The organism is Clostridium sp. AM25-23AC (genome assembly GCF_003435125.1).
In the GTDB taxonomy this organism is placed as follows: Bacteria; Bacillota; Clostridia; order Lachnospirales; family Lachnospiraceae; genus Pilosibacter; species Pilosibacter fragilis.
This window is the reverse complement of record NZ_QWGI01000003.1, coordinates 132,781-156,434: the sequence shown is the minus strand read 5'-3', so window position 1 is coordinate 156,434 and position 23,654 is coordinate 132,781. Positions and strand designations below refer to the sequence as shown.

Genomic DNA, 23,654 nt, shown 5'->3' with positions numbered 1-23,654 from the left:
GCTATCTGACATACCTCCAGATCTTTTTCGAATCGATATCCGCATGATAAAGTTTCACCGGGTATGTTCCTGTTCCGTTCTCTCCGGACGGCGAACCAATATCTACCCGTTTTCCTCCTGTTTCCGCGACAGTCAGGGTTCCCCCGGCTTCCTTTTCGCTTTTTTCCCCCTCCAGGCCATTTCTCTCCGAATAGTAGGTTTCGATCTTCTCCGTCCCAAGAATCAGCATTTTTCTTGAAGCCGTGAGGGCCGCGGCAAACATTGAGAGTCCAAGGGCGATCACCAGGACAGAGATCAGGAGTTCTGTCAGGGTCTCACCATTCTCGGATGTCAGCTTTTTTCCCATTCTCTGTCCTCTCCTCTCCATTTCCTCTTACATCTCCTCGATCGTTCCGCGTTCCCATCGGATCGTAGTCGTCTGGGTCGTGGTCGTGATCGTCCACTCTTCAATAACATTTCCGTCCGCGTCTTTTGTCTCATTGTGCTCCACGGATACATCGGTATCGGTCTGGACTTTAGATGGAACCGTAAGTTTTCGTCGGCAGAGATCCTCCGGATGATCCGTGTCTGTCTCTGCATCGGAGATGACCGCTGTTATCCCGTAATCTGAGGACATGGAAACATGAATATCCGCCTTCAGCTTTTTCAGGTCTTCCTGTCCCGCTCCGCTTCCACTGTTTAATGATACCGAAAGGTCCTTCTCCGAACCATCACCGCCCGGAACTGCATCTCCTAACGGTTCATAATTTGCTCTCACATAGGATTCCAGAAGGGAATTTCTTCCCTCCCCGCTTCCACCGGCTAGAGAAAATGAGATCTGGTCACTGACAGGCTCCGACATTCTGGAATCCTCCACCAGAATTTCCTTCACGGTGATCACATTTTTATCATCCTTCAGTTCGTCCCGGAGAAATGCCGCCGCGGATTCCACGGCAAACCGTTTCTGGTCCGCTGCCGGAAGCTGGCCCATTTTTCCCGCGGTCGATGAGGCAGCCGCCAAAATGATCGAAGCTCCCACCCCGCACAGTACAAAAAACAGGAGTGCCGCGGCGAGGCTGGCGCCTTCTTCGCTTTTTAATCTGTTTCCCGTCTTTTTCATTCGTTAATTCTCCAAAACAGCTTCCGCAGCCGTCTCAAGATCCGATCGTTCCAGATCCGACACATCCGCATTTGCGAGACCGCCTGCTTTCTCCGTACTCTCCTGGGACTCCAGGCCCTCCACAGTATCCGCTCCATAGCTTGTCTCATAAGCCGTCATAAGAAACGTCACTGTCACAGGATCCTGTTTGATATCATCCTGGTGATCCGCGCTTGTTCTGGAATTACTTGAGATCGAAAGGTCATGGACCATGGTGCGGAATGGACTGTTCAGGATCTCTTTCACCATTTCCTTTGCTGCCTCGAAATTTTTCGCGTCGAATTTGACCGCGACATTTCTCCGGATCAGGCTGCCGTCCTGCTCCGGCTCAGAAAACTGAAAATCGAAATCAACCGCGTTCCCAAAGATCTTATTCAGTTCCGCAATCTCCTCTTTAAACGAATTATATGACGGGATCTCCGGAAGCCCAGCCTCTTTATTCGCTGTGATCTCCTTCTGCATCGATTGGATCTTTAGGGCCTTCATCTCCTCAATGGAGAGCTCATCTTCCAGCTCTGTGGTATCCGCCGCCTGGATCCTCTGCCTGATCGGACGGTAGATCCCGAAAAACCATATGCTGCCCAGACACGCGAGGACAACAAGGACCAGGAATATCTTTTCTTTTTTCGTCAATACATGGTTTAATATAGATCTCATGATGTCTCCCCGCTCTCTCCTGGAAGTTTAAACATGACAGTCAGTGTCGCGTTTACCGCTTTCTGCGCCGCCAGACGATCATCTGCTCCCGCAGTCTGATCTTTTTGTGTCGATTCGATGGATGCGGTCACATACCTCACCGCATCATCCTGCTCGATCCCACCTACAAGCTCCGACAGGACAGTTCCTTTCGGCAGAATACAGCTGATCACCATCTGGTCATCGCTGACCGAAATATCAGAGATCGACTTGCACTGCGGGAAGATCTTTGTTTCCAGCGTGTTGATCATCACCAGGCGGTCCGGTGTATTTTTTTCCTCGTCACTCATAAAGGAACTTCCGTAGTGGGCATACTCTGCGGACACATCATTGAAAATACCGTTGGCGGCCCGCATCGTCTCAAGCTGGGATGCCATATTCTGATAGACCATCTCCGCGTGGTCCGCCTGCTGCATCGGCAGAAGCACTCCAACACGTACAAACACGTACAAGGCAACCCCGAACAGGGCAAACGCCGCAAGTTCAAGTACCACCGTACTTTTTTTGATCCTGCGCTGATACAGATTGATCCTTCTTTTTTCCGGGTATCTGGAGCCGCCGATCTGCATTCCGGCAAGCATCTTTAAATCAGCCATTTTTCTCCTCCTTATGCCAGTAAAACGCCGTAGGTCTGTGGGCTGTCCAGCCACTCCGGCATCTTTTCAAGATCCACCTCCGGGGCAAGCTCCCCAAGACTCTTCACAGGAAGATCCAGGTTCGCCCGGATCGCATCGGTCAGCTCCTTGAATCTCGCGCCGCCGCCGCAGTAATAGAGCGTGTCAATGGTATTATCCGTATTGTTGAAGCTGTAAAAATTCAGGACACGCATGATCTGGATACCGATGCTTCGATACCGTTCATCCAGTGTACTTTTCAGATTCTTTTTATCATTTTCATCCCAGGCGGATTCGTCGGGGTCCAACCCCAGTTCCCGGATCATCTCCGGGTCCCGGTTCCAGATCTTCTCGATTTCCATGCATCCGGTCTCCATCGTTCTGGTGATCTCATAGATACCGTCGTTGAAGAAATGGACCATGACAGCCCTGGTTCTGAGATCAAGCACTGCAAAATCTTTCTTTTCTCCATGAAGCGCCCGCTCCAGGATCCTCTCCAGACCGATGGCGGAAGGAACGATGCCCACGATCTTTAATTTTGCAAGTTTTGCAATTTTTTCAAACTGCTGGCACAATTCTTTTCTGCAGGCAGCCGCGAGAAGCTCCATCCCATCGTCCGTCCGATCGATCATCGCGTAATCATACTGAAACGCGTCGAGCCGCTCTCCGATATAATCCTGGAATTCATATGGAAGATTCAGCTTTAACTGTTCCGTTGTCATGAGCGGCAGCTTAAATTTTTTCACGTAGGAATCCTCCTGGCGCAGCACAAAGACAACCTTTTTGCAGCGGATCATTTTTTGAGCCAGAAGATCCCGGATCGTCTCCGCGCAGAGTCTGGCAGCCGGTTTCGCTCCTTCTTCGATCCGTTCTGAAATATACTCCTTCAGTACGCCTTTTTCCATATACGCGATCTTGATCCGGTAATTTCCAATCTCAATTCCCAAACAATTTTTCATCTTGAAGTTCTCCATTTCAGAACAGGCCAGTATACCAGCCGGTCAATTTTTCTCCGTATAATATCATAATAAAACAGGCCGCCGCGATCGCAGGGCCAAAAGGAACACGTTTTTCTTTCCGGAAAAACGCGAACCCCAGACCAAAGAGACAGCTTAAGATCAGGTAAAACAGGATATCCCAGGCCGAGCTCAGGTAAAGTCCTGTCATAAAAAACAATTTGATATCGCCCCCGCCAAGACTTTCCTTCCCTGTGAGCTTGTCAAAGACCAGAGATACGAGAAGCATCCCCCCGCCGAGGATCAATCCAAGGAAGAGACCTCCAAAGATTCTCTGGATCGGGTCCGGGAGAAGCAGGGCGGTCGCTAAAAATATCACACAGCCCGCAATCTGCAGGCGGTCGGGGATGATCCATCCATGAAGGTCGGTCAGGCTGAGGATCATAAGGACTACTGTCAGAAGAATTCCCCTGAGACTCATCACAGACATGTCATAGCGATACACGATCATACAGCAGGCAATTCCCGCTACCAGTTCCACAAAAAAGGCTTCTGCCGGTATCTTTGCCCTGCAGTAGCGGCAGTGTCCTTTTAAAAGGAGCCAGGAAAACAGCGGGATCAAGTCCAGCACTCCCAGGACATGCCCGCAGTGGTCACAGTGGGACCGCCCGGCAACCACTGACTCTCCGGAAAGAAGCCGTCCCGCCGCGCAGTCCGCAAAGCTTCCGAGGCAGCAGCCCAGGATGAATGTGATCGTTAGGATGTATATTGTAATTCCCGGGCTGATGTGCAGCATATTGATACTCCTTTATCTTTTTGCTAAGGATCCTTTGTAGTCCTATTTTCGAGGGCCGAATGGGTTCTGTCCCTGGATCTTTCCTACGTTTCCATCCTCGTCGTAGTACGGGGCTGTCTGGATAATATTTTCGCCGGCATTTTTTTCATTGTTCAGGTCTAGGAAAACATAGATATTGTCACAGACCTGGTTGTTTATGGCTTTATTATACTCTTCTTTTGCTTTTGCGTTAATATCATTCCAATGGACGTTTGTATAAGTATCTGTAATGATTCCTTCCTTTACATTATAAACAAGATACATATACTGATTTTCTTCCGTCCCTGTCAGTTTTTCAGCTTTCCCTCCATATAACTCACTTGCTGCAGCTGCTTTTGCCGCACGGATATTCGCCTGATTCGCCGCCCTGACTGCTTTTGTCCGTTGCGCGGTGAAGATTGGAATGCTGATAGCAACCAAAATTGCAATAATCGCTACTACTACAAGAAGCTCAGAAAGGGTAAAACCTCTTTTTTCCTTCATTTGTTTCATAAATAATCCCCCGAGGGTCTTATGTTTCAATTGAATATTTTGTTTTGGTATGAAGAAAGGATGGGGACCCCCCATCCTTTCCTTCCACTGATTGTGGTTCCCAAATTTCATTTATCACTTTGCGTACAAGGTCACACTAGCATCAGCATCAGCAGCTTTATCATTTACTACCCTACTAGACACTTTTACAAAAATTTCATCATAAACTTTTGTTGTAGAAATTGATGCACTATTGATTTCTACTTCATCAATACCCTTTGGAAGTGTATCTACAGCAACAGTGCCCTCTTTAAGATCATATTTATATGTTTCTGATGCACCATTGTTTTTAGTACTATCTGTCATATATGCAGCAATTGCTGCAACTTTAGCTGCTCTTAAGTTGGCATTATTCGTTGCCCTTCTAGCCTTACCAAGCTGGGAAGTAAAAATCGGCACAGAAATCGCAACAAGAATTGCAACGATCGCAACTACAACAAGTAACTCTGCCAGTGTAAATCCCTTTTTATTCTCACGGAACTTCTTCAATAAACCTTTCATCGTTCTCTTCTCCTTTGAGTATATTTAAACGGGTTTATGACCCGTTTTTATCAATTTTACATCAGATCATACATCGTAAAGATCGGCAGATAGATCGAGATCACGATAAAACCTGCAAAGAACGAGAGCATCACTAAAAGTGCCGGCTCCAGCATTGTCAGGAGTCTCTGGGAACGGTAGTCTGCCTCATTGCTGTAATAGTCAGCAACATTCTCCAGGTTTTCCTCCAGTTCACCTGTCTCCTCTCCGATGGAACACATATCGATCATGGTCTGGGGAAAGTACGGTCTGTTCTGCAGGCATTCCGTGAGGGAACGTCCCTGCTCGATCCCGCCTTTCATGGAGTGGACTTCTTCCTGAAACAGCGCGTTGTCCATCACTCTCGCCGTGGTCTCCACCGCCTGATCCAGCGTGATTCCAGCCGCCAGGAGCACAGACATCGTATTTGCGAACTGGGCCGCGGAACTCATCTGGTTGATCACCCCCACCAGAGGAACCGTAAGGGCGGCCTTCGCCTTCCAGATCTTTCCTTCCTTTGTCCTTCCAAAAGCTTCAGACCTGCCCAGATAAGGAACAGGACTCCGAGCATCACAAGCCACCACTTCTCGAAGAAATCAGAAAAGCCGATCATCATCCGTGTCATCAGCGGAAGATTTCCTCCGAGATCCGCAAACACATTCGCGAGTGTCGGAATAACCTTCGCCATCACGATGATCAGGACCACCACTGCGACCGCCACAACAAACATCGGATACATCAGTGCGCTCCGGATCTTCTCCGTTGTCTTGTACGCCTTATCATAGTACTTATGTAATCTGTCGAAGGAGCGGTCCAATGTACCGGACTGCTCTCCCGCACGGATCGTCTCAATAAACGTCAGTGGGAAGCGCTCGCTGTACTGTTCCAAGGCGGATGCCACGGTACTTCCGGAATCCACCTGCTCCGCGGCCTTCTCCATCACCTTCTGGAGACGCTTGTCTCCGCACTGCCCCGCCAGCATCCGCATCGCGCGTCCCACCGGCATTCCGGAGCGGAGCGTGATCGCGAACTGGGAACACAGGATTGCCAGTGTCTTCGTCTTTATCCTTTTATTTCCGATCTCCATACTCAGGATCCCGGAAATCTTCTTTTTCTCATCATGCGGACTGACGTTTAAAAGGACCGGGTAATTGTGCCGGATCCTGGCGATCGCATCCGCTTTATTCTCTGCCTGGAGCACACCGCGGACTTCTTTTCCGTCCCTGCCGAGCGCCCGATAGGAAAATTTCGGCACTTTCTGTACCTCCGGTTCTTACGATATCTCCTTCTTTGACGATATCTTAACATCCCCAACAGATTTTGTAAATAACTTCCATATGCTTTTCTGCTAAATTGTCGCAAATTTCGTCACAATTGCGACCTTTCTGCCATCTAAAACCGCAGCAGATTCTTATTCATCCCGGCAGGATCGTCCGCGGCTTCCACCGCCGTCTCCGGCATAATGATCCCCTTCCCCGCAAGCTCCATCAGCGAGTGGTCCATGGTCACGGATCCATCCTTCGCTCCCGAGAGCAGGAACGATGACATCTGCGGGGTCTTGCCGTCACGGATCAGGTTTTTGATCGGCGGAGTGATCATCATCAGTTCGCAGGCCGCTACCCGCCCATGCCCGTTCGCGCAGGGAACAAGCTGCTGGGACAGCACCGCCTTTAATGTCATGGATAACTGCATCCTGATCTGGGGCTGTTTGTTCTCCGGAAAGACACCAACGATGCGGTCAATGCTGTCCACCGCGGAATTTGTGTGGATCGTGGAGAAAACGAGATGACCTGTCTCTGCAGCCGCCAACGCCGTCTCGATCGTCTCCGGGGTACGCATCTCACCGATCAGGATCACATCCGGATCTTCCCGGAGCGCCGCGTAGAGTCCCTTCTCATAATCCTCCACATCGGTGCCGACCTCCCGCTGGTTGATGATCGCGCGCTTCGGCGTGTAGACATATTCGATGGGATCCTCCAGCGTAATAATATGAAGCGGCCGCTTCCGGTTGATCTCCTCCAGGATCGCTGCCAGCGTCGTGGATTTTCCGCTTCCGGTCTCCCCGGTCACAAGAACGATCCCTTTATTCCACCTTGAAAACTGCCGCACCGCCGGCGGAAGTCCCAGATCATCGAGCTGTGGGATGCTGCTGCTCAAAAGCCGGAGTGCCGCCGACAATGAGCCCTGCTGGCGGAACAGGTTGATACGGATCCGGCGTCCCGCGATGGCAGCACTGAGATCCAGCTGCCCTCTATGAAGGATCTCCGATACATCTTCCCCCGCCAGCTGGCGCCCGTATTCCTCACAGTCCTCATGGGTCAGAGTCTCCTCCGTCAGATTCGTGATAAGACCGTCGATCCTGCATTTCGGCGGAAGTCCCGCGATCAGGTGGACATCCGAAGCACCCTTCTCCGAGGCGATGGTGATCAGTTCCTCTATTCTGTACATATCGTTTCCTTTCATAATGCCTTTACAGCGTCATCAGCGTCCGGATCACCTCATCCACGGTGGTGATACCCTTATCCACCAGCTTCCTGGCATGTTCTGCCATAGTCACATAACCACTCGCCTCTCTCGCGGCTTCCATAAACCGTTTCCAGTCCGCCCCGTCAAGAATGCATCTGCGGAGTTCTTCCTGAACCATCATAACCTCGAATACACCGATCCTTCCACGGTATCCGGAACGGAAGCACTGGTCACAGCCGGCGCCGTGCCAGTAGATCTTTCCCGGGACATCCGGAACTCCGGCAAGCTCCAGGGACTTCTCCGACGGCACGGTCTCCTGCTTGCAGCTCGGGCAGATTCTTCTGAGAAGCCGCTGGGAGATCACACCGCGGAGTCCTGCCGCGATCAGATACGGAGGAACTCCCATATCTCTCAGGCGGTCAATGGCGGAGATCGCGTCCTCCGTGTGGACCGTGGTAATCACAAGATGTCCTGTCATCGCCGCGCGCATGGCGATCTCCGCAGTCTCACCGTCACGGATCTCACCGACGCAGATGATATCCGGGTCCTGACGCAGGATCGAGCGGAGTCCCGACGCAAAAGTCAGACCTACCTTCTCATTGATCTGCACCTGGGTCGCCCCGTCAATGTGATACTCCACCGGATCTTCCAGTGTGATCAGGTTCGTGCGGTCGGAAAGGAGTTCCCGGATCAGAGTGTACATTGTGGAAGATTTACCGGATCCGGTCGGTCCCACGATCATGATCACTCCGGAGGTCAGACCGAGAAGCTTATCGATCTTCGCGTCCTCCGATGCCGGAATCCCAATTCCACGCCGGTTTAATGTCTCCTCATTTCTTCTCAGGATTCGGATCACGACCTTTTCGCCGTGGATCGTCGGAAGCGTGGAGGTACGCATGTCCAACTCTGTCCCCTTCATCGGAAGGACCGCCCGGCCATCCTGTGGGATCCTTTTCTCCACAATATCCAGCTTCGCCATGATCTTCAGGCGGGAAACCACGGAATCCTTTAATTCCTGCGGGATCGTCATGATCCGGTGCAGCTGCCCGTCGATACGCATGCGGATCACCATATTGTCCTCCGTCGGCTCGAAATGGATATCTGAGGCATTCTCCGAAACCGCGCGCTCAATAATGGAATTTACGAGCCGGATCATCGGCGTTTTATTTTCCTGGATCTCCTGCTGCCTCTGAGGCTCAGTCTCCCGGGTCGCCGCCGTCTCCGCCCGGATATCCTCCATGGCGCGGGCAGCGCCCTCATTTCCGTATAAAACATTGATGGCACGTCTCACCGCCGGTTCCGACGCGATCATCGGCACGATCCTCTTTTTTGAGGTGCGCTTTGCCTCCTCGATCGCCATGAAGTTCAATGGATCCGCCATCGCCAGAAAGAGCTGATCCCTGGAAACACGGACCGGAACCACATTCATCTTTTTCGCCAGGTTCTTTGGTACATATCTGGACATTTCCGGCGTGATATCCACCTTCGAGAGATCGATATATTCGATGCCAAGCTGGATCCGCAGTGTATCGATCAGCTGTTTTTCCGTTATATAGTTATGTTTGACCAGAGTCGTTCCCAGTCGTTCTTTTTCCTGTGCCTGATATTTTAATGCCTCGCCGAGCTGCTCCTCCGTGATCAGCCCAGCCTCAAGAAGCATATCCCCTAAACGTTTTGTATGCATAATTTGTCACCTCTGCAAGGATTCGGTCATATCTGACTGCCAATTTTCTGAACAGACATGTTCTTTTGTATTGTACCATAGGGAAACGTTCTTTTGTAATTTTTCTGGCGAACGTCTGATTTTTATCTTCCAGCCTTTTTGTTTAAGCGAAAAAAGCAGTCATCCGGTGCAGGTTCATGCCTGCATCAGATGACCGTTTTTTCAAACATTTGATCAATATTCCATTGATCCTACCGGATATCAGCTCCAAGACGGAACTTCAGGTTTCCGAGGATCTTCTTTACGAATCTCTCGATATCCTTCGGATCAAGTGCCTTGTCCTCCGGGACAAAGGTGATCTTAAATGCCATGCTCTTCTTACCCTTTCCGAGCTGCTCGCCGCGGTAGATATCGAAGAGCTCTGCGTCACCGACCTGCTTGCATGCCTTCCTGATCTCATTGATCAGGCTGCCGCAGCTTACATCCTCGTCAACGACCATAGCCAGGTCACGGGTAACCGTGTCATACTCGGAGATCGGTTTGTAGCGCAGACCTTCCGGCATATGGGAAGCAAGTGCCGCGAAGTCGATCTCACCGAGATAGATCTGGTTGTTTGCCTTGCTGTCTTTCGGGAGCTTTAACTCACCCGCAACGCTGTTTGCAAGCTTACCGAAGGAACCGACGCGCTCGCCATCACAGAGAATGTATGCGGAGATTCCCGGATGAAGATACGGAATATCCTCTGCTCTCTCGTAGTCGAAGCTTACGCCGAAGGAAGCTGCAAGCTCTTCCATGGTTCCTTTGACGGTAAAGAAGTCTTCTTCCTCGCCGAATGCCGCGAATCCCACATGCGGAATCTCATTCGGAAGTTCTGTAAGCGGAAGTGCCTTCGGATAGTACACGTTCGCGTACTCAAAGAAACGTCCTGCCGTGTTGCCCTTCTTCACATTCTCAACAACTGTATTCAGCATGGACGGAGCCAGGGTTGTTCTCATGATGGAAAGGTTTGTGGTGATCGGGTTTAACAGGCGGATCACGTTGCGCTCCTTCGCGTCCTCAGCGATATGAAGCGCGTCAAGGTCAGCGTCAGAGTAGAATGCCAGAGTGGATACCTCGAAATAGCCCTGGGATACCATCACCTGTTTTAATTTTGTTCTTCTCTTCTGTGCCGGTTTTAATCCACCGTTTGTAACTGCGGAATCCTTTAAGAAGGTCGGAACGATGTGCTCGTAACCGTATTCACGGATCACTTCCTCCGCGAGATCCGGCTCACCAACCTCGATATCCTCACGGTAGCGCGGTGCTGTCACAGTAAGAACATCACCGTCGCGCTCTACCTCGAAGCAGAGTCTGCGGAGAATGTCAAGAACATTCTCTGCCGGAACCTCGATGCCGAGGATCTTATTGATGCCACTCAATGTCGCGGTAAATTTCTTACCTTCTCTCGGTGCGCCTGCGCTCACATCGAATGCGCTGGCTGTGATCTCGCCGCAACCGAGTTCTTCGATCAGGTGAAGGGCACGTGCCATACCGATCTCTACGGTATACTCAGCAATACCTTTCTCGTAGTGGCTGGACGCATCGGTGTTCTGTCCGAGGCTTCTCGCTGTCTTACGGATGTTGTCACGCATGAATTTTGCCGACTCAAAGAGAAGCTGCGTGGTGTTCTCTGTGATCTCACTGTTCATGCCGCCCATGATACCCGCAAGGGCTACCGGTTTGCTGCCGTCGCAGATCACGAGATTGTTCTCGTTTAACTTGAACTCTTTTCCGTCCAGAGTCTGGATCATCTCGCCGTTCTCCGCGCGGCGGACGATGATCTGGCTGCTCTCTAAGGTGCTCATATCGAAAGCATGCATCGGCTGTCCGATCTCAAGCATCACGTAGTTTGTGATATCGACCACATTGCTGATGCTCCTTAAGCCGCAGAGTGCTAACTGGCGGCGCATCCATCTCGGGGACTGGCCCGGAGTGATGTTTCTGACACCATGACCTAAGTAGCGCGGGCAGAGATCCTGTGCCTCTACTTTGATGTCAAGGTTTTCATATTTATAATCGCTCTCTTTGTAGTCGAGAGCCGGCATTTTAAGCGGTTTGTCTAAGACTGCGGCAACCTCTCTCGCGATTCCTAAAACAGACTGGCAGTCCGCACGGTTCGCCGTTACAGAGATGTCGAAGATATAGTCGTCTAAGCCAACGACTTTCGCGATATCTGTTCCCGGGACGGTGTCCTTCGGAAGGTCTAAGAGACCGTAGACCTCAGAACCTGGATACAGGTCCTCGTTTAAGCCCAGCTCTTCACCGGAGCAGAGCATACCGTTGGACTCGATGCCGCGCATCGGTTTTGCCTTGATCCTGATGCCGCCCGGAAGTGTGGAATTGTCGAGGGCTGCCGGTGTGTGCATTCCTGCATACACATTCGGGGCGCCTGTGACGATCTGGATATCGTTTCCATACTCGCCGCAGTCTACTTTACATGTGCAAAGATGCGTTCCCTCCACCGGGGTACATTCTTTTACAACACCGACAACGACACGGTCGATCTCAGCGGAGAGATCGATCAGTTCCTCTACCTCGAATCCGCAGCCGAAAAGCTTATCCTCTAACTCCTGGGCTGTCACGTCAATGTCAACATATTCTTTCAGCCAACTAAATGGTACTTTCATGATCTTCTCCCTCCCCTATTAGCCTTTGAACTGCTTCAGGAAACGAAGATCATTCTCATAAAGCAGGTTGATGTTGTTGATACCGTATTTTAACATGGCGATACGCTCGATACCGATACCGAAGGCGAGACCGGAATACTCATTCGGGTCGATGCCGCAGTTTTCAAGCACCTTGTGGTGTACGATACCGCCGCCGAGGACCTCGATCCAGCCGGTGTGTTTGCAGAGCGGGCAGCCTTTTCCACCGCACTCGAAGCAGCTTACATCGACCTCAACGCTCGGCTCCGTGAACGGGAAGTAGCTCGGACGGAGACGTGTCTTAACTTCGCTTCCGAAGATCGCCTGTACGAACTTGTCCAGCATACCCTGAAGGTCGCAGAGTGTGATCTTCTTATCCACAACAAGACCTTCCATCTGATGGAACATCGGGGAGTGGGTCGCGTCACTGTCGGAACGGAATACACGTCCCGGTGCCAGCATCTTGATCGGCGGCTTCTTCGCGTCCATGACACGGATCTGTCCCGGGCTTGTGTGGGTACGGAGCAAGATATCTTCCGCTACATAGAAGGTATCCTGCATATCTCTTGCCGGATGGTTCTTTGCAACGTTTAATCTTGTAAAGTTATGGTCGTCATCCTCGATCTCCGGGCCGTCGTAGATCTCGAAGCCCATTCCGGCGAAGACATCGATCATCTCGTTCTCTGTGACGGTGAGCGGATGAAGTCCTCCTGCCGGGCGCATCTTTGCCGGCATGGTGATGTCGACCTGCTCGCTCTTGTTGCGGGCTGCAAGCTCCAGCTCATCCATCTTATTTTTCATTTCCTGGTAGCGTGCTTCTACCTGATTCTTAAATTCGTTGATCGTCTTACCAACGTTCGGGCGCTCCTCCTTTGGAACGCTTCCAAGACCTTTCATCAGGTCCGCAATGCTGCCTTTCTTTCCAAGGAAGTTCTGCCAGAACTCACCAAGCTGTTCCTTGGACTCTACACTGCCGAGAGCGGCTTCCATCTGCTCTTTCAGTGCCTTGATCTTCTCTTCCATAGTCCACCTCATTCTTTCGGTATGGTTTGGTTATCTATCAGTGCGGCGGTCAGGCTTTTCTGCATGGCCATATCTTCTTGTTTTCGCTTTCACGAAAACAAGAAGCACGGGGCGTTCCCCGTATGATGATTTTTCCTGAAAAAGGCTTATGCAAGCGAGCTTGCAGCACCTTTCTCAGGAAAAATCATCGCATGGCTGAACTGTTAACATGAAAAAAGCCCCGTCCCGCGCTATGGGACGAAGCTGACTCTCCGTGGTACCACCCAGATTCCGCATGATTTATATGCGGCACTCTAACGTCTGTAACGGGACTTCCCGTCCTGCACTACTGGAATTTCTTTCGCACAGGCTGCTCAAGAGTGAATTTACAAAAGTTTCCTTCGGAAGGTCTTTCAGCCGGTGAACCTTCTCTCTGTCATACCGGAATTTCCTTGTACTGTCTCTGTCATTGCGTTTTACACATTGACGATGGTAGCACAATCCGTAATATTTGTCAAGTACGGGCAGTCCGTCGGAATGGGATCCATGTTTTAACCGTTACTGTTTACGCCTTGCGCAAACAGTAACTGATTTTGCCGATGCTTCGCATTCCAAATCGGCAAAATCCACTACCACCACTGTACTGTACGGAATTTTCAGTTCAGAAAATTCCTACCCGTGTACAGTAACTTTTAACCTTCCTTATTAATTTTCCGTTTATATCTGTGAATTTATTTCGAAACATTGCCCGCATTTCTTGACACAATTCCCGTTTTATGGCATTATCACCTTGTGGCAGCAAATTATCTGCATATTATCTTTTATTTCATCCATTCGCATTCGCAATATGCAGGTTTTTTCGAGACAACACCTGTCAAAAAGGAGGAATTTCTATGGATTTTCTGACACTGACCATCGGCAAACAGAAAAACATCGCTCTGATTGCCCATGACAGTAAGAAACATGAGATGATCGAATGGTGCGAGGCAAATAAAGAGATCTTAAAGGGACATTTCCTGTGCGGCACAGGAACAACCGCGAGAATGATCACCGAAGCCACCGGTCTCCCGGTAAAAGGCTATAACAGCGGTCCTCTCGGCGGTGACCAGCAGATCGGCGCGAAGATCGTGGAGGGTCGCATCGACTTCGTTGTTTTCTTCTCCGACCCCCTGACCGCCCAGCCCCACGATCCGGACGTGAAGGCGCTTCTTCGGATCGCCCAGGTCTACGACATCCCGATCGCAAATAATAAGGCAACGGCAGATTTCATGATCTCCTCCCCGCTTATGAACGAGACATATGACCACCGGGTCATCAATTTCCATGAGGCGATCGCGGACAGGGCGAAGACGCTGTAAGATTATTGATTTCAACCAGGCGGCACAGATATCAGAAAAAGCAGAAAAACATTCAATGTGGATGTTCTTCTGCTTTTCTTGCTTGCCAGTATTTAAATATACACAGATCTAAGAAATAATTCTATATTTGTAACTGTTCAGTACCTTCACAGTTACATGCAAAAATCCATTCCAAATCGGCTACGCCGATGGGATTTTTGCCTTTTAGCTTAGGTTTTCTTACGGTCAGCGCAGCAAGTGCGCAGACCTACTGAACAGTTACCTATATTTTTCTTATTTTTAAACCTCTAAACCATCAAGTGAGCTCTCCGCTGTTGATCACTGCTTCCAGTTCCTTCAGTTGGCTCTCCCCGTACACTTTCAGTCCATACCCGGCAAGCAGCGCCGCAGTCTTTCCCATTCCCTCGCGGAGTTTATGGGAAAAAGTCCCGTCATAGATGCCGTTTGAGCCGCATGACGGGCTTCTTTCTTTTAAAATCGCAATAGTGCAGTCATATTTTTTTGCCTCCCGGAGCGCAAAATCGGCGCCGAGGAGAAATTCTGCCGTGACGTCCTCGCCTTCCGTGTTCATGACCGCCTCGTCCGGCATATGGATCTCGGAGGCCGCCCGCGGGGTCGGAAGTCCGCCCGCCTGTTCCGGGCAGACCGGATGGAACTTTGCCTTTCCTTCCATTTTTTTCATAAAATCGAGCACATCCTGATTGCGGTTGTTCGAGCCGTCCCACTTGCAGTTTTCGCCGATGAGACAGGCACTGATCAATATCTGAAGCATAATTCTCCCTCTTTCAATGCACGCCGGACAGAGTTCCAGGCTCCTGCATCAACACATTCTGCTGCTCAGATGGCAGGAATCATCACACAGGTTTCTTATTTCTCTCAATCCGGCTGTATGATAAAAGCAGGATCGTCCCACACTTTTTCATGCGGAAGCGGTCCTGCTTTCTTTCTATCTTTTCATAAGATCACGCTGCGTCTTCGTGATCCTATCTTCGTACGTTTCCGCGCAGATGGTGATCAATGATTACATCTGGCTCTTCTTGCTGATCATTGCTCTCTTTCTGAGGGTCGGATCAAGGATCTTCTTTCTGATACGAAGGCTTGTCGGTGTGATCTCAAGAAGCTCGTCCGTATCGATGAAATCCAGACACTGCTCCAGGCTCATAATCTTCGGCGGAACAAGCTTTAATGCCTCGTCGGCGCTGGAGGAACGTGTATTTGTTAACTTCTTTGTCTTGCAGACATTGATCTCGATGTCCTCCGCCTTCGGGCTCTGTCCGACGATCATACCGGAGTAAACCTTTACGCCCGGTCCGATGAACAGGGTACCTCTCTCCTGGGCGTTGAACAGACCGTAGGTGATGGACTCACCGGCCTCGAACGCGATCAGGGAGCCTGTCTTTCTGTAGCTTAACTCGCCCTTGAACGGAGCGTATCCGTCAAAGCTTGTGTTCAAGATACCGTTACCCTTTGTATCTGTCATAAACTCACCGCGGTAACCGATGAGACCTCTGGACGGGATGGAGAACTCAAGTCTTGTGTAGCCGCCGTTTGTCGGACTCATTCCCTGAAGTTCACCCTTTCTGCTTGTAAGCTTCTGGATGACAGCTCCGGTAAACTCATCCGGAACATCAACGTAAGCGAGCTCCATCGGCTCTAACTTTCTGTTTCTCTCGTCGTATTTGTAGATAACCTCTGCCTTGCTGACTGCGAACTCAAAGCCCTCACGGCGCATATTCTCGATCAGGACGGACAGGTGAAGCTCACCACGGCCGGATACCTTGAAGCAGTCTGCAGACTCTGTCTCTTCTACACGGAGGCTGACATCCGTGTTTAATTCACGGAACAGGCGATCGCGGAGGTGACGGGAAGTGATGAACTTACCTTCCTGGCCTGCCAGCGGGCTGTCGTTTACCATGAAGTTCATGGAGATCGTCGGCTCGGAGATCTTCTGGAACGGAATCGCCTCCGGCTTCTCCGGGGAGCAGAGGGTATCACCGATATGGATATCCGGGATACCGGAGATCGCTACGATCTCACCGATGGTCGCGTTCTGTACTTCGACTCTCTTTAAGCCGTCGAATACATAGAGCTTACCGATCTTAACCTTCTTCATCTTGTCCGGATCATGATGGTTTACGATCACGCAGTCCTGATTTAACTTTAAGGAACCGCTGTCGATCTTACCGATACCGATACGGCCTACGAACTCGTTGTAGTCGATGGTGCTGATAAGGACCTGGGTCTCAGCCTCCGGATCACCTTCCGGCTCCGGGATATAGTTGATAATGGTCTCGAATAACGGGCTCATATCCACTTCAGGATCATCTAATTCTTTCTTTGCGAAACCTGCACGGGCAGACGCGTAAACGAACGGACAGTCAAGCTGCTCATCAGATGCGTCGAGATCCATGAATAATTCAAGAGTCTCGTCGATCACTGCATCCGGTCTTGCCTCCGGGCGGTCGATCTTGTTGATGCAGACGATAACTCTTAAGTCAAGGTCAAGTGCTTTCTGGAGAACGAACTTCGTCTGCGGCATCGGTCCCTCGAAAGCGTCGACAACAAGGACAACACCGTCTACCATCTTAAGGACACGCTCAACCTCGCCGCCAAAGTCCGCATGACCTGGGGTGTCGATGATGTTGATCTTCACACCCTTGTAGAATACGGCTGTATTCTTGGAGAGGATGGTGATTCCTCTTTCTCTCTCGATGTCATTGGAGTCCATGACACGCTCTTCTACTTCCTGATTTGCACGGAATACGCCGCTCTGCTTTAATAACTGGTCTACCAGGGTCGTTTTACCGTGGTCAACGTGGGCGATGATCGCAATATTTCTGATATCTTCGCGTTTGATCTTCATAATCAATCCTCTTTCTTCATCTATAACTGTCCTCTCACCGATCATTTCCCGACCCGTTTTGCACAGTCATCTTACATTGTATACACTACATTTCCTAATTTTTGCATTACCGACTCAAAATTATAGCATTCATGAAATCAAAATGCAATATATAATCTTTCAAAATTCGGGGCAGATCTGCCTTTTCTGTGTGTTTTTTTCTGTCCAATCGGCAGTTAGTTTTCTCTCACCCATTCAAAATGTCAGAACCCCCGTTTATACTGGCTTGCTGCGGCATTCAAGGATCAGCCTGATATCCCCTTCAAGACATAACTTCTGTATGTGCAGACTGATGCCCCGGCCGGCAGTTAAAACAGAATCACTTCCTTATTAAGTGTGCCGTACCACACCTCATCGCCCTTCCCGATCTTCGCGCCGCCGCTGGTCCCCTCGGTGATCTTCTTTTCCAGGCCATCGTACTCTGCCACCGGGACGAGAACGGAAAACTCCACCTGATCCGTGTACACGCTGTCCAGCACCGTCATATTTTCCTGTCCCAGAATGTACTGGATCTTTCCGACACCTGTATAGTCCGTCACGATCTTCATCTCAAAGGCGCACTTCTTCTCAACGATCTCGGAAGCCGCAAGTCCCTCCTTCACAGCGCCGGAATAAGCCCGCACAAGACCGCCTGTTCCAAGCAGGGTCCCGCCGAAATATCTCGTCACGACGACACAGACGTTGTGGACATCCTCGCCTAAAAGCACGTCAAGCATCGGCCGGCCCGCCGTCTGGGCCGGTTCCCCATCATCGCTGCATCTTGTGAGCTCGTGGTTCATGCCGATGGTAAAGGCCTGGCAGTTGTGGCGGGCGTCCCAGTATTTCTTTTTGATCTCGGCGATAAACGCCGCTGCCTCCTCTTCGGACTCCACCGGTTTCAGGTTCGCGATAAAGCGGGATTTCTTCACTTCGATCTCCGCTGTGCCGCCTTTGTATAAAATTTTCACGCTGTCAAGAGCCATATCTTCTCTCCTTCATATCCCGTCCAAACCTGCTGTCCGTCCCGTATATTTTTCCGTTATTTCCGGTTTCCAGGCAGAACCGGACAGGCAACCCTCATAATTCCGCATTGCGGAAAGATATCCCTGTCATTCATATTTTTGTCATGTCTTTGACGATTCCGACCACAAAATGTAATTTTTCCTTCATATTTTCCCACTTTGCGGTCAAAAATATCATAATACAAACCAAACTTTTCCACAATAACTATTTATAAATGAATGAAACTTTGCTATAATTAGGGAATGATAAAGGAGGCATCCTGAATGAATTATGGAAAAAACGAGGTGGAAAAGACACTCCGCAAGACAAATTCCAGATCACAGAAGATCACCTCACATCTGGTGCTTCTTCTCACAAAGATCATCCTGATCCTGGTTCTGTTTGCAGCGGTGCTTGGAATCAGCTTCGGCTACGGAATCTTCAAGGGCGTTATCGACGCGGCCCCGGAGATCGATGTAGCGAGCATCGAGCCAAGCGGTTATGCCACCATGGTCTATGACAGTAAGGGAAACCTCACGGAAACGCTCGTAAAATCAGGAGCGAACCGTCTTGAGGCATCCTACGAGGAACTTCCCCAGTGCCTGATCGACGCTTTCGTCGCGATTGAGGATTCCAGGTTCTGGTCCCACAAAGGCGTTGATGTCCGTTCCATGGTCCGTGCGGCCGTCGGAATCATTACCGGTGACTCCAGTGCCGGCGGCGGAAGTACCCTGACCCAGCAGCTCATTAAAAACAATATCTTTGAAGGCGGCAATGAGGACACCTTCGGGGAGAAGCTTGAGCGAAAGATCCAGGAGCAGTATCTGGCGATCCAGTTAGAGAAGATCATGGATAAAAAGATCATCCTCAAAAACTACTTAAATACCATCAACCTCGGAAACAACACTCTGGGCGTAAAGGCGGCGGCTCTCCGTTACTTTGATAAGGATGTTTCGGACCTTACACTCTCCGAAGCGACCGTCATCGCCGGAATCACCCAGAACCCGTCGAGATTCAACCCGCTCTCCGAGAACGGAAGAAAACGCAACGAAGAAAAGCGCCGCGTGATCCTCCAATATATGTACGAGCAGGGAATGATCTCGAAGGACGATCAGGAAGAGGCTCTCGCTGATGACGTTTACTCCCGGATCAAAAACGTGGATATCGTCACAAAAGAGACCCAGACGCCGTACTCCTACTTTACCGACGAGCTGATCGATCAGGTATTAAAAGCCCTGCAGGACAAGAAAGGCTACACGGAGACGCAGGCCTACAATCTCCTCTTCTCCGGCGGTCTTGAGATCCACACCACCCAGGATCCGGATATCCAGTCCGTGGTGGATGAAGAGATCAGCAGACCGGAAAACTACGACGTTGTCTACTACTCGATCGACTACCGTCTGTCGATCCAGCATCCGGACCAGACAACAACGAACTATTCCGATGAGACATTAAAAACATACTTCCGCAAGGAACTCGGCGAGACAAACTTCGACGGTCTCTTCTCCTCAAAGGAGAAGGCGGATAAGGCCATCGCGAAATACAAAGCTGCAGTGACAAAAGACGGGGATACGGTTCTCGGCGAATCTGTCCACTATGTACTTCAGCCTCAGGCGTCCTTCGTCCTCATCGACCAGTCCAGCGGCTATGTGAAGGCGCTCAGCGGCGGCCGCGGCCAGAAAGAGGTCAGCCGTTCCTTAAACCGTGCCACAAACACCCTGCGCCAGCCTGGTTCCACCTTCAAGGTCATCACATCCTTCGCCCCGGCGATCGATACCTGCGGCGCTACCCTGGGAAGTGTCTACTACGACGGCCCGTACACCATGGGCACAAAGACGTTCCGGAACTGGTACAGCAGCAAGGGCTACATGGGCTACAGCACGATCCGTGACGGTATCGTCTACTCCATGAACATTGTTGCCGTCCGCTGCATGATCGAGACTGTGACACCGCAGCTCGGCGTGGAATACGCGAGAAACTTAGGGATCACTTCCTTAACAGATACGGACTACAACGCTTCCACCGCTCTCGGCGGTATCACAAAGGGCGTTTCAAACCTGGAGCTCACCAATGCCTTTGCGGCCATCGCAAACGGCGGTATCTACACGAAACCAGTGTTCTTCACCCAGATCCTGGACCACAACGGAAAAGTGCTTCTGGAAAATGCGCCGGAGACAAAGCGTGTACTTAAGGACTCCACCGCATTCCTTCTCACGGACGCGATGTCCCAGTCCATGGAAAGCAGCCGCATGTTCGCGTCCTCCGGAGTCAGCTTGAACTCCACAAGTGCCGCGGCAAATATTCCGGGAATGTCCAACGCCGGTAAGTCCGGTACCACAACAAACAATAACGATATCTGGTTTGTCGGATTTACCCCGTACTACACAGCGGGAATCTGGTCCGGATGTGACGATAACCAGAAGATCTCAGCCGTCGGAAGCAGTACTTCCTACCACAAGAAGATCTGGAAAGCGATCATGACAAAGATCCATGAGGGGCTTGCGGACACCGGTTTCCCGGTTCCGTCCTCCGTCACAACCGCCCAGATCTGCCGGAAATCCGGAAAGCTTGCGATCCCCGGTGTCTGCGAGAATGATCCAAGAGGAAACGCCGTTTACACCGAGTACTTTGCAAAGGGAACTGTTCCAACAGAGGTCTGCGACCATCATGTACAGCTGACCGTGTGCAGCGAGTCCGGCGGACTTGCAACGGAATACTGCCCTGCGAAGACTACAAGGACCTTCATGGTGATTCCGGACGGCGAATCCGGCGGAACGGATGATTCTAAATACCGTTCTCCGGGAACCTGCACGATCCACAGCTCGACCTCCGTTGTTCTTCCGAGCGAAGAAGACACTGAGAACATGGGTTCCACAAAGGTCGAGACTGTTCCGGAAACCGTTCCGGAGACCACAAAAGCAGCGCCGAAATCGCCGCTTGACCAGGTATATATTCCTGTGGGACCTGGATATAATTAATCCTAAGTAAAGCAATACGCCGGATAGATTGAGTTCTATCTGGCGTATTGTTATAGAATTTTAGTAACTGTTCAGTAGGTCTGCGCACTTGCTGCGCTGACCGTAAGAAAACCTAGGCTAAAAGGCAAAAATCCCATCGGCGTAGCCGATTTGGAATGGATTTTTGCATGTAACTGTGAAGGTACTGAACAGTTACGAATTTTATAAGATTCCAGACACTGCCTGCGGCGAATTTATAGTCGATAAAATTCTCTGTTGATTCGCAAATAGTAGTAAGCTGCAAAGCACCGCTCAGAAAGTTATACTGCTGAAAAATCCCCCAGCTTTAATACCGGGGGACTCTCTCTATTTACATCATGGCTTTTGTAAATACGACCTTTATTCCGCTTTTCTTTTCTTCATCTCTTCGATCATCACCGGAAGGATCTTTGTGACATCCCCGACGATTCCCGCATCTGCCACATCAAAGATGGACGCATCCTCATCCTTATTGATGGCTACGATATAGCCGGAACCGATCATGCCGGATACATGCTGGGTGGCGCCGGAGATTCCACATGCGATGTAGAGCTTCGGAGCGACGATCTTGCCGGACTGCCCGACCTGGTGGGCTCTGGATACCCAGCCTTCCTCGATTGCAGGTCTGGTGGCTCCCACAACGCCTCCCATGACCTCCGCGAGCTCTTCCACAAGGGCAAAATTCTCCTTGCTGCCCATTCCTCTTCCGCCGGATACGATGATCTGTGCTTCCTCGAGGTTGACGGTCTCTGCGATCTCTTTTACTGTCTCAACGACCTTTGTGCGGACTGTGTCTGCGGAGGCGTCCTCAGCGATGACTTCGCCGGTTCTGCTCTCGTCTAATTTTTTTGCGAAAGAACCGGAACGTACGGTCGCAACATGCGGAAGGTTCTCTCCCATCTTCATGTCATTCAGTACATTTCCGTTGTAAGAAAGGGATGTGTAAACGCCGTCTGCAGTGATCCCTGTCACATCTGTCACACAGCCGGACTCAAAGACTGCGGAGACTGCCGGGGCGATCATCTTTCCCTCCGGGGTTCCTGCCATATAGACTGCCTTCGGCTGATATTTCTCCGCAAGTTTTACGAGGATCTGTGCCTTCTCCTCAGCCGGAAGTCCTTCCTCACCTGCCACGAGGACCTTGGAAGCTCCTGCTGTGATCACGGTCTTTGTATCAGTGTCCTTTCCAAATACAACAGCGATCACTTCCTCGCCGTTTGCCTTTGCAAGCTCTGCGGCCTTGCTGACTGTCTCAAGTGCTGCACCGACCGGTGCACCGTCTGCGCTCTGGGCGTAGACCATGATATTCTTTCCATCTGTATATTTCATCGTCTCAATTTCCTTCCATGCTTAATTCCGGCCGACATTCACGTTTTGTGCGGGCCAAAGCCGGTTCTGCCGATCCAGCATTCATCAGATTGCTTTTGCTTCGCTCATCATGGCGAGCGCCTGGCTTACCGCCTCCGCCGGATCTTCTGCCTTGATCTTCACACCTGCGGCTCTCTTTGCCGGTGCGTAGACCCTGAGGACCTCGACCTGTACAGCTCCTGCCTCTTCTGCAGCGAGCTCCTCGATCGGTTTCTTTCTCGCTGCCATCTTGCTCTTGATCGTCGGATAGCGTGGGTCATACTCCGGCTTATTGACAGCCACAACGCACGGAAGCCCTGACTCGATCATGCAGTAACCTTCCTCCGTCTCCTGCTTTACTGTCACTTTTCCCTCTCCTGCTGTGATATCAACGACATCTGCTGTTACCGGAGCGGAAAGCTCCTTCGCCAGGATCGTTCCCACCTGTCCGGAAGCGAAATCTGTGGTCTCTTTGCCGCAGAACACGATGTCAAATTTCTTTCCTGTCCTCTCCTCGATGGCTTCCTTCGCAGCCTTCAGTTCCTTTGCGATGATCTCCGGATCAGCGCTCTGGTAAGCGTCATTTGCCGCAAGGTACGCGTAGTCAGCGCCCACTGCCAGGCAGTTCTTTAAGGAGTTCTTAACGCTCTCATCGCCGATGGAAAGAACGGTCACCTCTCCTCCTGCCGCCTCTTTTAAGCGGACTGCCATCTCCAGCGCATATGTATCAAATGCGTTTACTACCGGTGTCACACCGTCAAGAGCCGGTGCCCCTGTCTTCGGATCCAGGGAGATCTCAACGGAATCGTCCGGAACCTGTTTTACACATACTAAAATTTCCATGTTTTCCTCCAAAATTCGTCCGGTTCCGGCAGAACCAGTTCTTCACGGATACTGCCGGACCGGTGTAATATCTCGAAATTTTGCGGCTTTCACAGCCGTTTCTCCGCCATTCATTTGCCTTTA

At 50.8% G+C, this 23,654-nt stretch carries 21 protein-coding genes and 1 other annotated feature; of the genes, 2 read left to right on the top strand and 19 right to left on the bottom strand.

Translation table 11 applies throughout. The annotated features are described in order from the left end of the window. Window position 1: 1 nt before the first annotated feature. From DW677_RS03055 to pheS, 14 genes are all read right to left on the bottom strand, one after another. Window positions 2-346, bottom strand: a complete 345-nt coding sequence (locus DW677_RS03055) for a hypothetical protein (protein ID WP_117566473.1) — start codon at window positions 344-346, stop codon at window positions 2-4. A gap of 27 nt (window positions 347-373) precedes the next feature. After that, on the bottom strand, window positions 374-1,099 hold the full coding sequence (locus tag DW677_RS03050) for a hypothetical protein (protein WP_117566472.1): 726 nt from the start codon (window positions 1,097-1,099) through the stop codon (window positions 374-376). Between the two features lie 3 nt (window positions 1,100-1,102). Then, the gene (locus DW677_RS03045) at window positions 1,103-1,795 is read right to left on the bottom strand and encodes a hypothetical protein (RefSeq protein WP_117566471.1); all 693 of its coding nucleotides are present in this window, start codon (window positions 1,793-1,795) and stop codon (window positions 1,103-1,105) included. Then, the gene (locus DW677_RS03040; protein ID WP_117505353.1) at window positions 1,792-2,430 is read right to left on the bottom strand and encodes a hypothetical protein; all 639 of its coding nucleotides are present in this window, start codon (window positions 2,428-2,430) and stop codon (window positions 1,792-1,794) included. The genes DW677_RS03045 and DW677_RS03040 overlap by 4 nt, the downstream gene beginning before the upstream one ends. 11 nt (window positions 2,431-2,441) lie before the next feature. Next, window positions 2,442-3,407 carry a pilus assembly protein PilM gene (gene pilM, locus DW677_RS03035; RefSeq protein ID WP_181968286.1) on the bottom strand — a complete coding sequence of 322 codons (966 nt, stop codon included), beginning with the start codon at window positions 3,405-3,407 and terminating at the stop codon, window positions 2,442-2,444. A gap of 16 nt (window positions 3,408-3,423) precedes the next feature. Next, on the bottom strand, window positions 3,424-4,200 hold the full coding sequence (locus tag DW677_RS03030) for an A24 family peptidase (protein WP_117566469.1): 777 nt from the start codon (window positions 4,198-4,200) through the stop codon (window positions 3,424-3,426). A gap of 42 nt (window positions 4,201-4,242) precedes the next feature. Beyond that, complete coding sequence (locus tag DW677_RS03025) at window positions 4,243-4,806, bottom strand: type II secretion system protein (protein WP_158553094.1); 564 nt, start codon at window positions 4,804-4,806, stop codon at window positions 4,243-4,245. A 39-nt stretch (window positions 4,807-4,845) separates the two neighbouring features. Next, window positions 4,846-5,271 carry a prepilin-type N-terminal cleavage/methylation domain-containing protein gene (locus DW677_RS03020; protein ID WP_117505344.1) on the bottom strand — a complete coding sequence of 142 codons (426 nt, stop codon included), beginning with the start codon at window positions 5,269-5,271 and terminating at the stop codon, window positions 4,846-4,848. 56 nt (window positions 5,272-5,327) lie between these two features. Next, the gene (locus tag DW677_RS03015) at window positions 5,328-5,753 is read right to left on the bottom strand and encodes a type II secretion system F family protein (protein ID WP_117566468.1); all 426 of its coding nucleotides are present in this window, start codon (window positions 5,751-5,753) and stop codon (window positions 5,328-5,330) included. Then, a complete protein-coding gene (locus tag DW677_RS03010; protein ID WP_117566467.1) occupies window positions 5,750-6,544 on the bottom strand; it encodes a type II secretion system F family protein in 795 nt (264 codons plus the stop codon). The genes DW677_RS03015 and DW677_RS03010 overlap by 4 nt, the downstream gene beginning before the upstream one ends. Before the next feature lie 137 nt (window positions 6,545-6,681). Then, entirely contained in the window at window positions 6,682-7,737 is a 1,056-nt protein-coding gene (locus DW677_RS03005) for a type IV pilus twitching motility protein PilT (protein ID WP_117503068.1), read from the bottom strand. A gap of 22 nt (window positions 7,738-7,759) precedes the next feature. Beyond that, on the bottom strand, window positions 7,760-9,439 hold the full coding sequence (locus DW677_RS03000) for a GspE/PulE family protein (protein WP_117566466.1): 1,680 nt from the start codon (window positions 9,437-9,439) through the stop codon (window positions 7,760-7,762). 230 nt (window positions 9,440-9,669) lie between these two features. Next, window positions 9,670-12,084, bottom strand: a complete 2,415-nt coding sequence (gene pheT, locus DW677_RS02995; protein ID WP_117566465.1) for a phenylalanine--tRNA ligase subunit beta — start codon at window positions 12,082-12,084, stop codon at window positions 9,670-9,672. A gap of 18 nt (window positions 12,085-12,102) precedes the next feature. Continuing rightward, on the bottom strand, window positions 12,103-13,125 hold the full coding sequence (gene pheS / locus DW677_RS02990) for a phenylalanine--tRNA ligase subunit alpha (protein ID WP_015554773.1): 1,023 nt from the start codon (window positions 13,123-13,125) through the stop codon (window positions 12,103-12,105). A gap of 230 nt (window positions 13,126-13,355) precedes the next feature. Further along, window positions 13,356-13,583, bottom strand: a binding site (T-box leader). 414 nt (window positions 13,584-13,997) lie between these two features. Here pheS and DW677_RS02985 point away from each other — a divergent pair. Continuing rightward, window positions 13,998-14,462, top strand: a complete 465-nt coding sequence (locus DW677_RS02985; protein WP_117469810.1) for a methylglyoxal synthase — start codon at window positions 13,998-14,000, stop codon at window positions 14,460-14,462. A gap of 295 nt (window positions 14,463-14,757) precedes the next feature. Here the strand turns inward: DW677_RS02985 and DW677_RS02980 are convergent, their stop codons facing one another. From DW677_RS02980 to DW677_RS02970, 3 genes are all read right to left on the bottom strand, one after another. Then, on the bottom strand, window positions 14,758-15,234 hold the full coding sequence (locus DW677_RS02980) for a DUF523 domain-containing protein (RefSeq protein WP_117566464.1): 477 nt from the start codon (window positions 15,232-15,234) through the stop codon (window positions 14,758-14,760). Window positions 15,235-15,483: 249 nt separating this feature from the next. Beyond that, a complete protein-coding gene (gene typA, locus DW677_RS02975) occupies window positions 15,484-17,325 on the bottom strand; it encodes a translational GTPase TypA (RefSeq protein WP_015554775.1) in 1,842 nt (613 codons plus the stop codon). A 347-nt stretch (window positions 17,326-17,672) separates the two neighbouring features. Further along, complete coding sequence (locus DW677_RS02970; RefSeq protein WP_117566463.1) at window positions 17,673-18,326, bottom strand: YigZ family protein; 654 nt, start codon at window positions 18,324-18,326, stop codon at window positions 17,673-17,675. 303 nt (window positions 18,327-18,629) lie between these two features. On the opposite strand from DW677_RS02970, the gene DW677_RS02965 reads away from it, so the two are divergent. Continuing rightward, window positions 18,630-21,323 carry a transglycosylase domain-containing protein gene (locus tag DW677_RS02965; RefSeq protein WP_117566462.1) on the top strand — a complete coding sequence of 898 codons (2,694 nt, stop codon included), beginning with the start codon at window positions 18,630-18,632 and terminating at the stop codon, window positions 21,321-21,323. Window positions 21,324-21,701: 378 nt separating this feature from the next. Here the strand turns inward: DW677_RS02965 and DW677_RS02960 are convergent, their stop codons facing one another. Then, entirely contained in the window at window positions 21,702-22,670 is a 969-nt protein-coding gene (locus DW677_RS02960) for an electron transfer flavoprotein subunit alpha/FixB family protein (RefSeq protein ID WP_117552896.1), read from the bottom strand. Between the two features lie 84 nt (window positions 22,671-22,754). Then, window positions 22,755-23,531, bottom strand: a complete 777-nt coding sequence (locus tag DW677_RS02955; RefSeq protein ID WP_117566461.1) for an electron transfer flavoprotein subunit beta/FixA family protein — start codon at window positions 23,529-23,531, stop codon at window positions 22,755-22,757. Between the last annotated feature and the right edge of the window lie 123 nt (window positions 23,532-23,654).

Excerpts from the sequence above, each read along its gene's own strand:
- DW677_RS03025 (WP_158553094.1), bottom strand. The coding sequence starts at position 4,806 with ATGGGGGGTCCCCATCCTTTCTTCATACCAAAACAAAATATTCAATTG.
- DW677_RS03005 (WP_117503068.1), bottom strand. The coding sequence starts at position 7,737 with ATGTACAGAATAGAGGAACTGATCACCATCGCCTCGGAGAAGGGTGCT.
- DW677_RS02965 (WP_117566462.1), top strand. The coding sequence starts at position 18,630 with ATGAATTATGGAAAAAACGAGGTGGAAAAGACACTCCGCAAGACAAAT.
- typA (WP_015554775.1), bottom strand. The coding sequence starts at position 17,325 with ATGAAGATCAAACGCGAAGATATCAGAAATATTGCGATCATCGCCCAC.
- DW677_RS03040 (WP_117505353.1), bottom strand. The coding sequence starts at position 2,430 with ATGGCTGATTTAAAGATGCTTGCCGGAATGCAGATCGGCGGCTCCAGA.
- pheT (WP_117566465.1), bottom strand. The coding sequence starts at position 12,084 with ATGAAAGTACCATTTAGTTGGCTGAAAGAATATGTTGACATTGACGTG.
- DW677_RS03045 (WP_117566471.1), bottom strand. The coding sequence starts at position 1,795 with ATGAGATCTATATTAAACCATGTATTGACGAAAAAAGAAAAGATATTC.
- DW677_RS02955 (WP_117566461.1), bottom strand. The coding sequence starts at position 23,531 with ATGGAAATTTTAGTATGTGTAAAACAGGTTCCGGACGATTCCGTTGAG.
- DW677_RS03055 (WP_117566473.1), bottom strand. The coding sequence starts at position 346 with ATGGGAAAAAAGCTGACATCCGAGAATGGTGAGACCCTGACAGAACTC.
- DW677_RS03020 (WP_117505344.1), bottom strand. The coding sequence starts at position 5,271 with ATGAAAGGTTTATTGAAGAAGTTCCGTGAGAATAAAAAGGGATTTACA.
- DW677_RS03050 (WP_117566472.1), bottom strand. The coding sequence starts at position 1,099 with ATGAAAAAGACGGGAAACAGATTAAAAAGCGAAGAAGGCGCCAGCCTC.
- DW677_RS02970 (WP_117566463.1), bottom strand. The coding sequence starts at position 18,326 with ATGGCTCTTGACAGCGTGAAAATTTTATACAAAGGCGGCACAGCGGAG.
- pheS (WP_015554773.1), bottom strand. The coding sequence starts at position 13,125 with ATGGAAGAGAAGATCAAGGCACTGAAAGAGCAGATGGAAGCCGCTCTC.
- DW677_RS02960 (WP_117552896.1), bottom strand. The coding sequence starts at position 22,670 with ATGAAATATACAGATGGAAAGAATATCATGGTCTACGCCCAGAGCGCA.
- DW677_RS02980 (WP_117566464.1), bottom strand. The coding sequence starts at position 15,234 with ATGCTTCAGATATTGATCAGTGCCTGTCTCATCGGCGAAAACTGCAAG.
- pilM (WP_181968286.1), bottom strand. The coding sequence starts at position 3,407 with ATGAAAAATTGTTTGGGAATTGAGATTGGAAATTACCGGATCAAGATC.
- DW677_RS03030 (WP_117566469.1), bottom strand. The coding sequence starts at position 4,200 with ATGCTGCACATCAGCCCGGGAATTACAATATACATCCTAACGATCACA.
- DW677_RS03000 (WP_117566466.1), bottom strand. The coding sequence starts at position 9,439 with ATGCATACAAAACGTTTAGGGGATATGCTTCTTGAGGCTGGGCTGATC.
- DW677_RS02985 (WP_117469810.1), top strand. The coding sequence starts at position 13,998 with ATGGATTTTCTGACACTGACCATCGGCAAACAGAAAAACATCGCTCTG.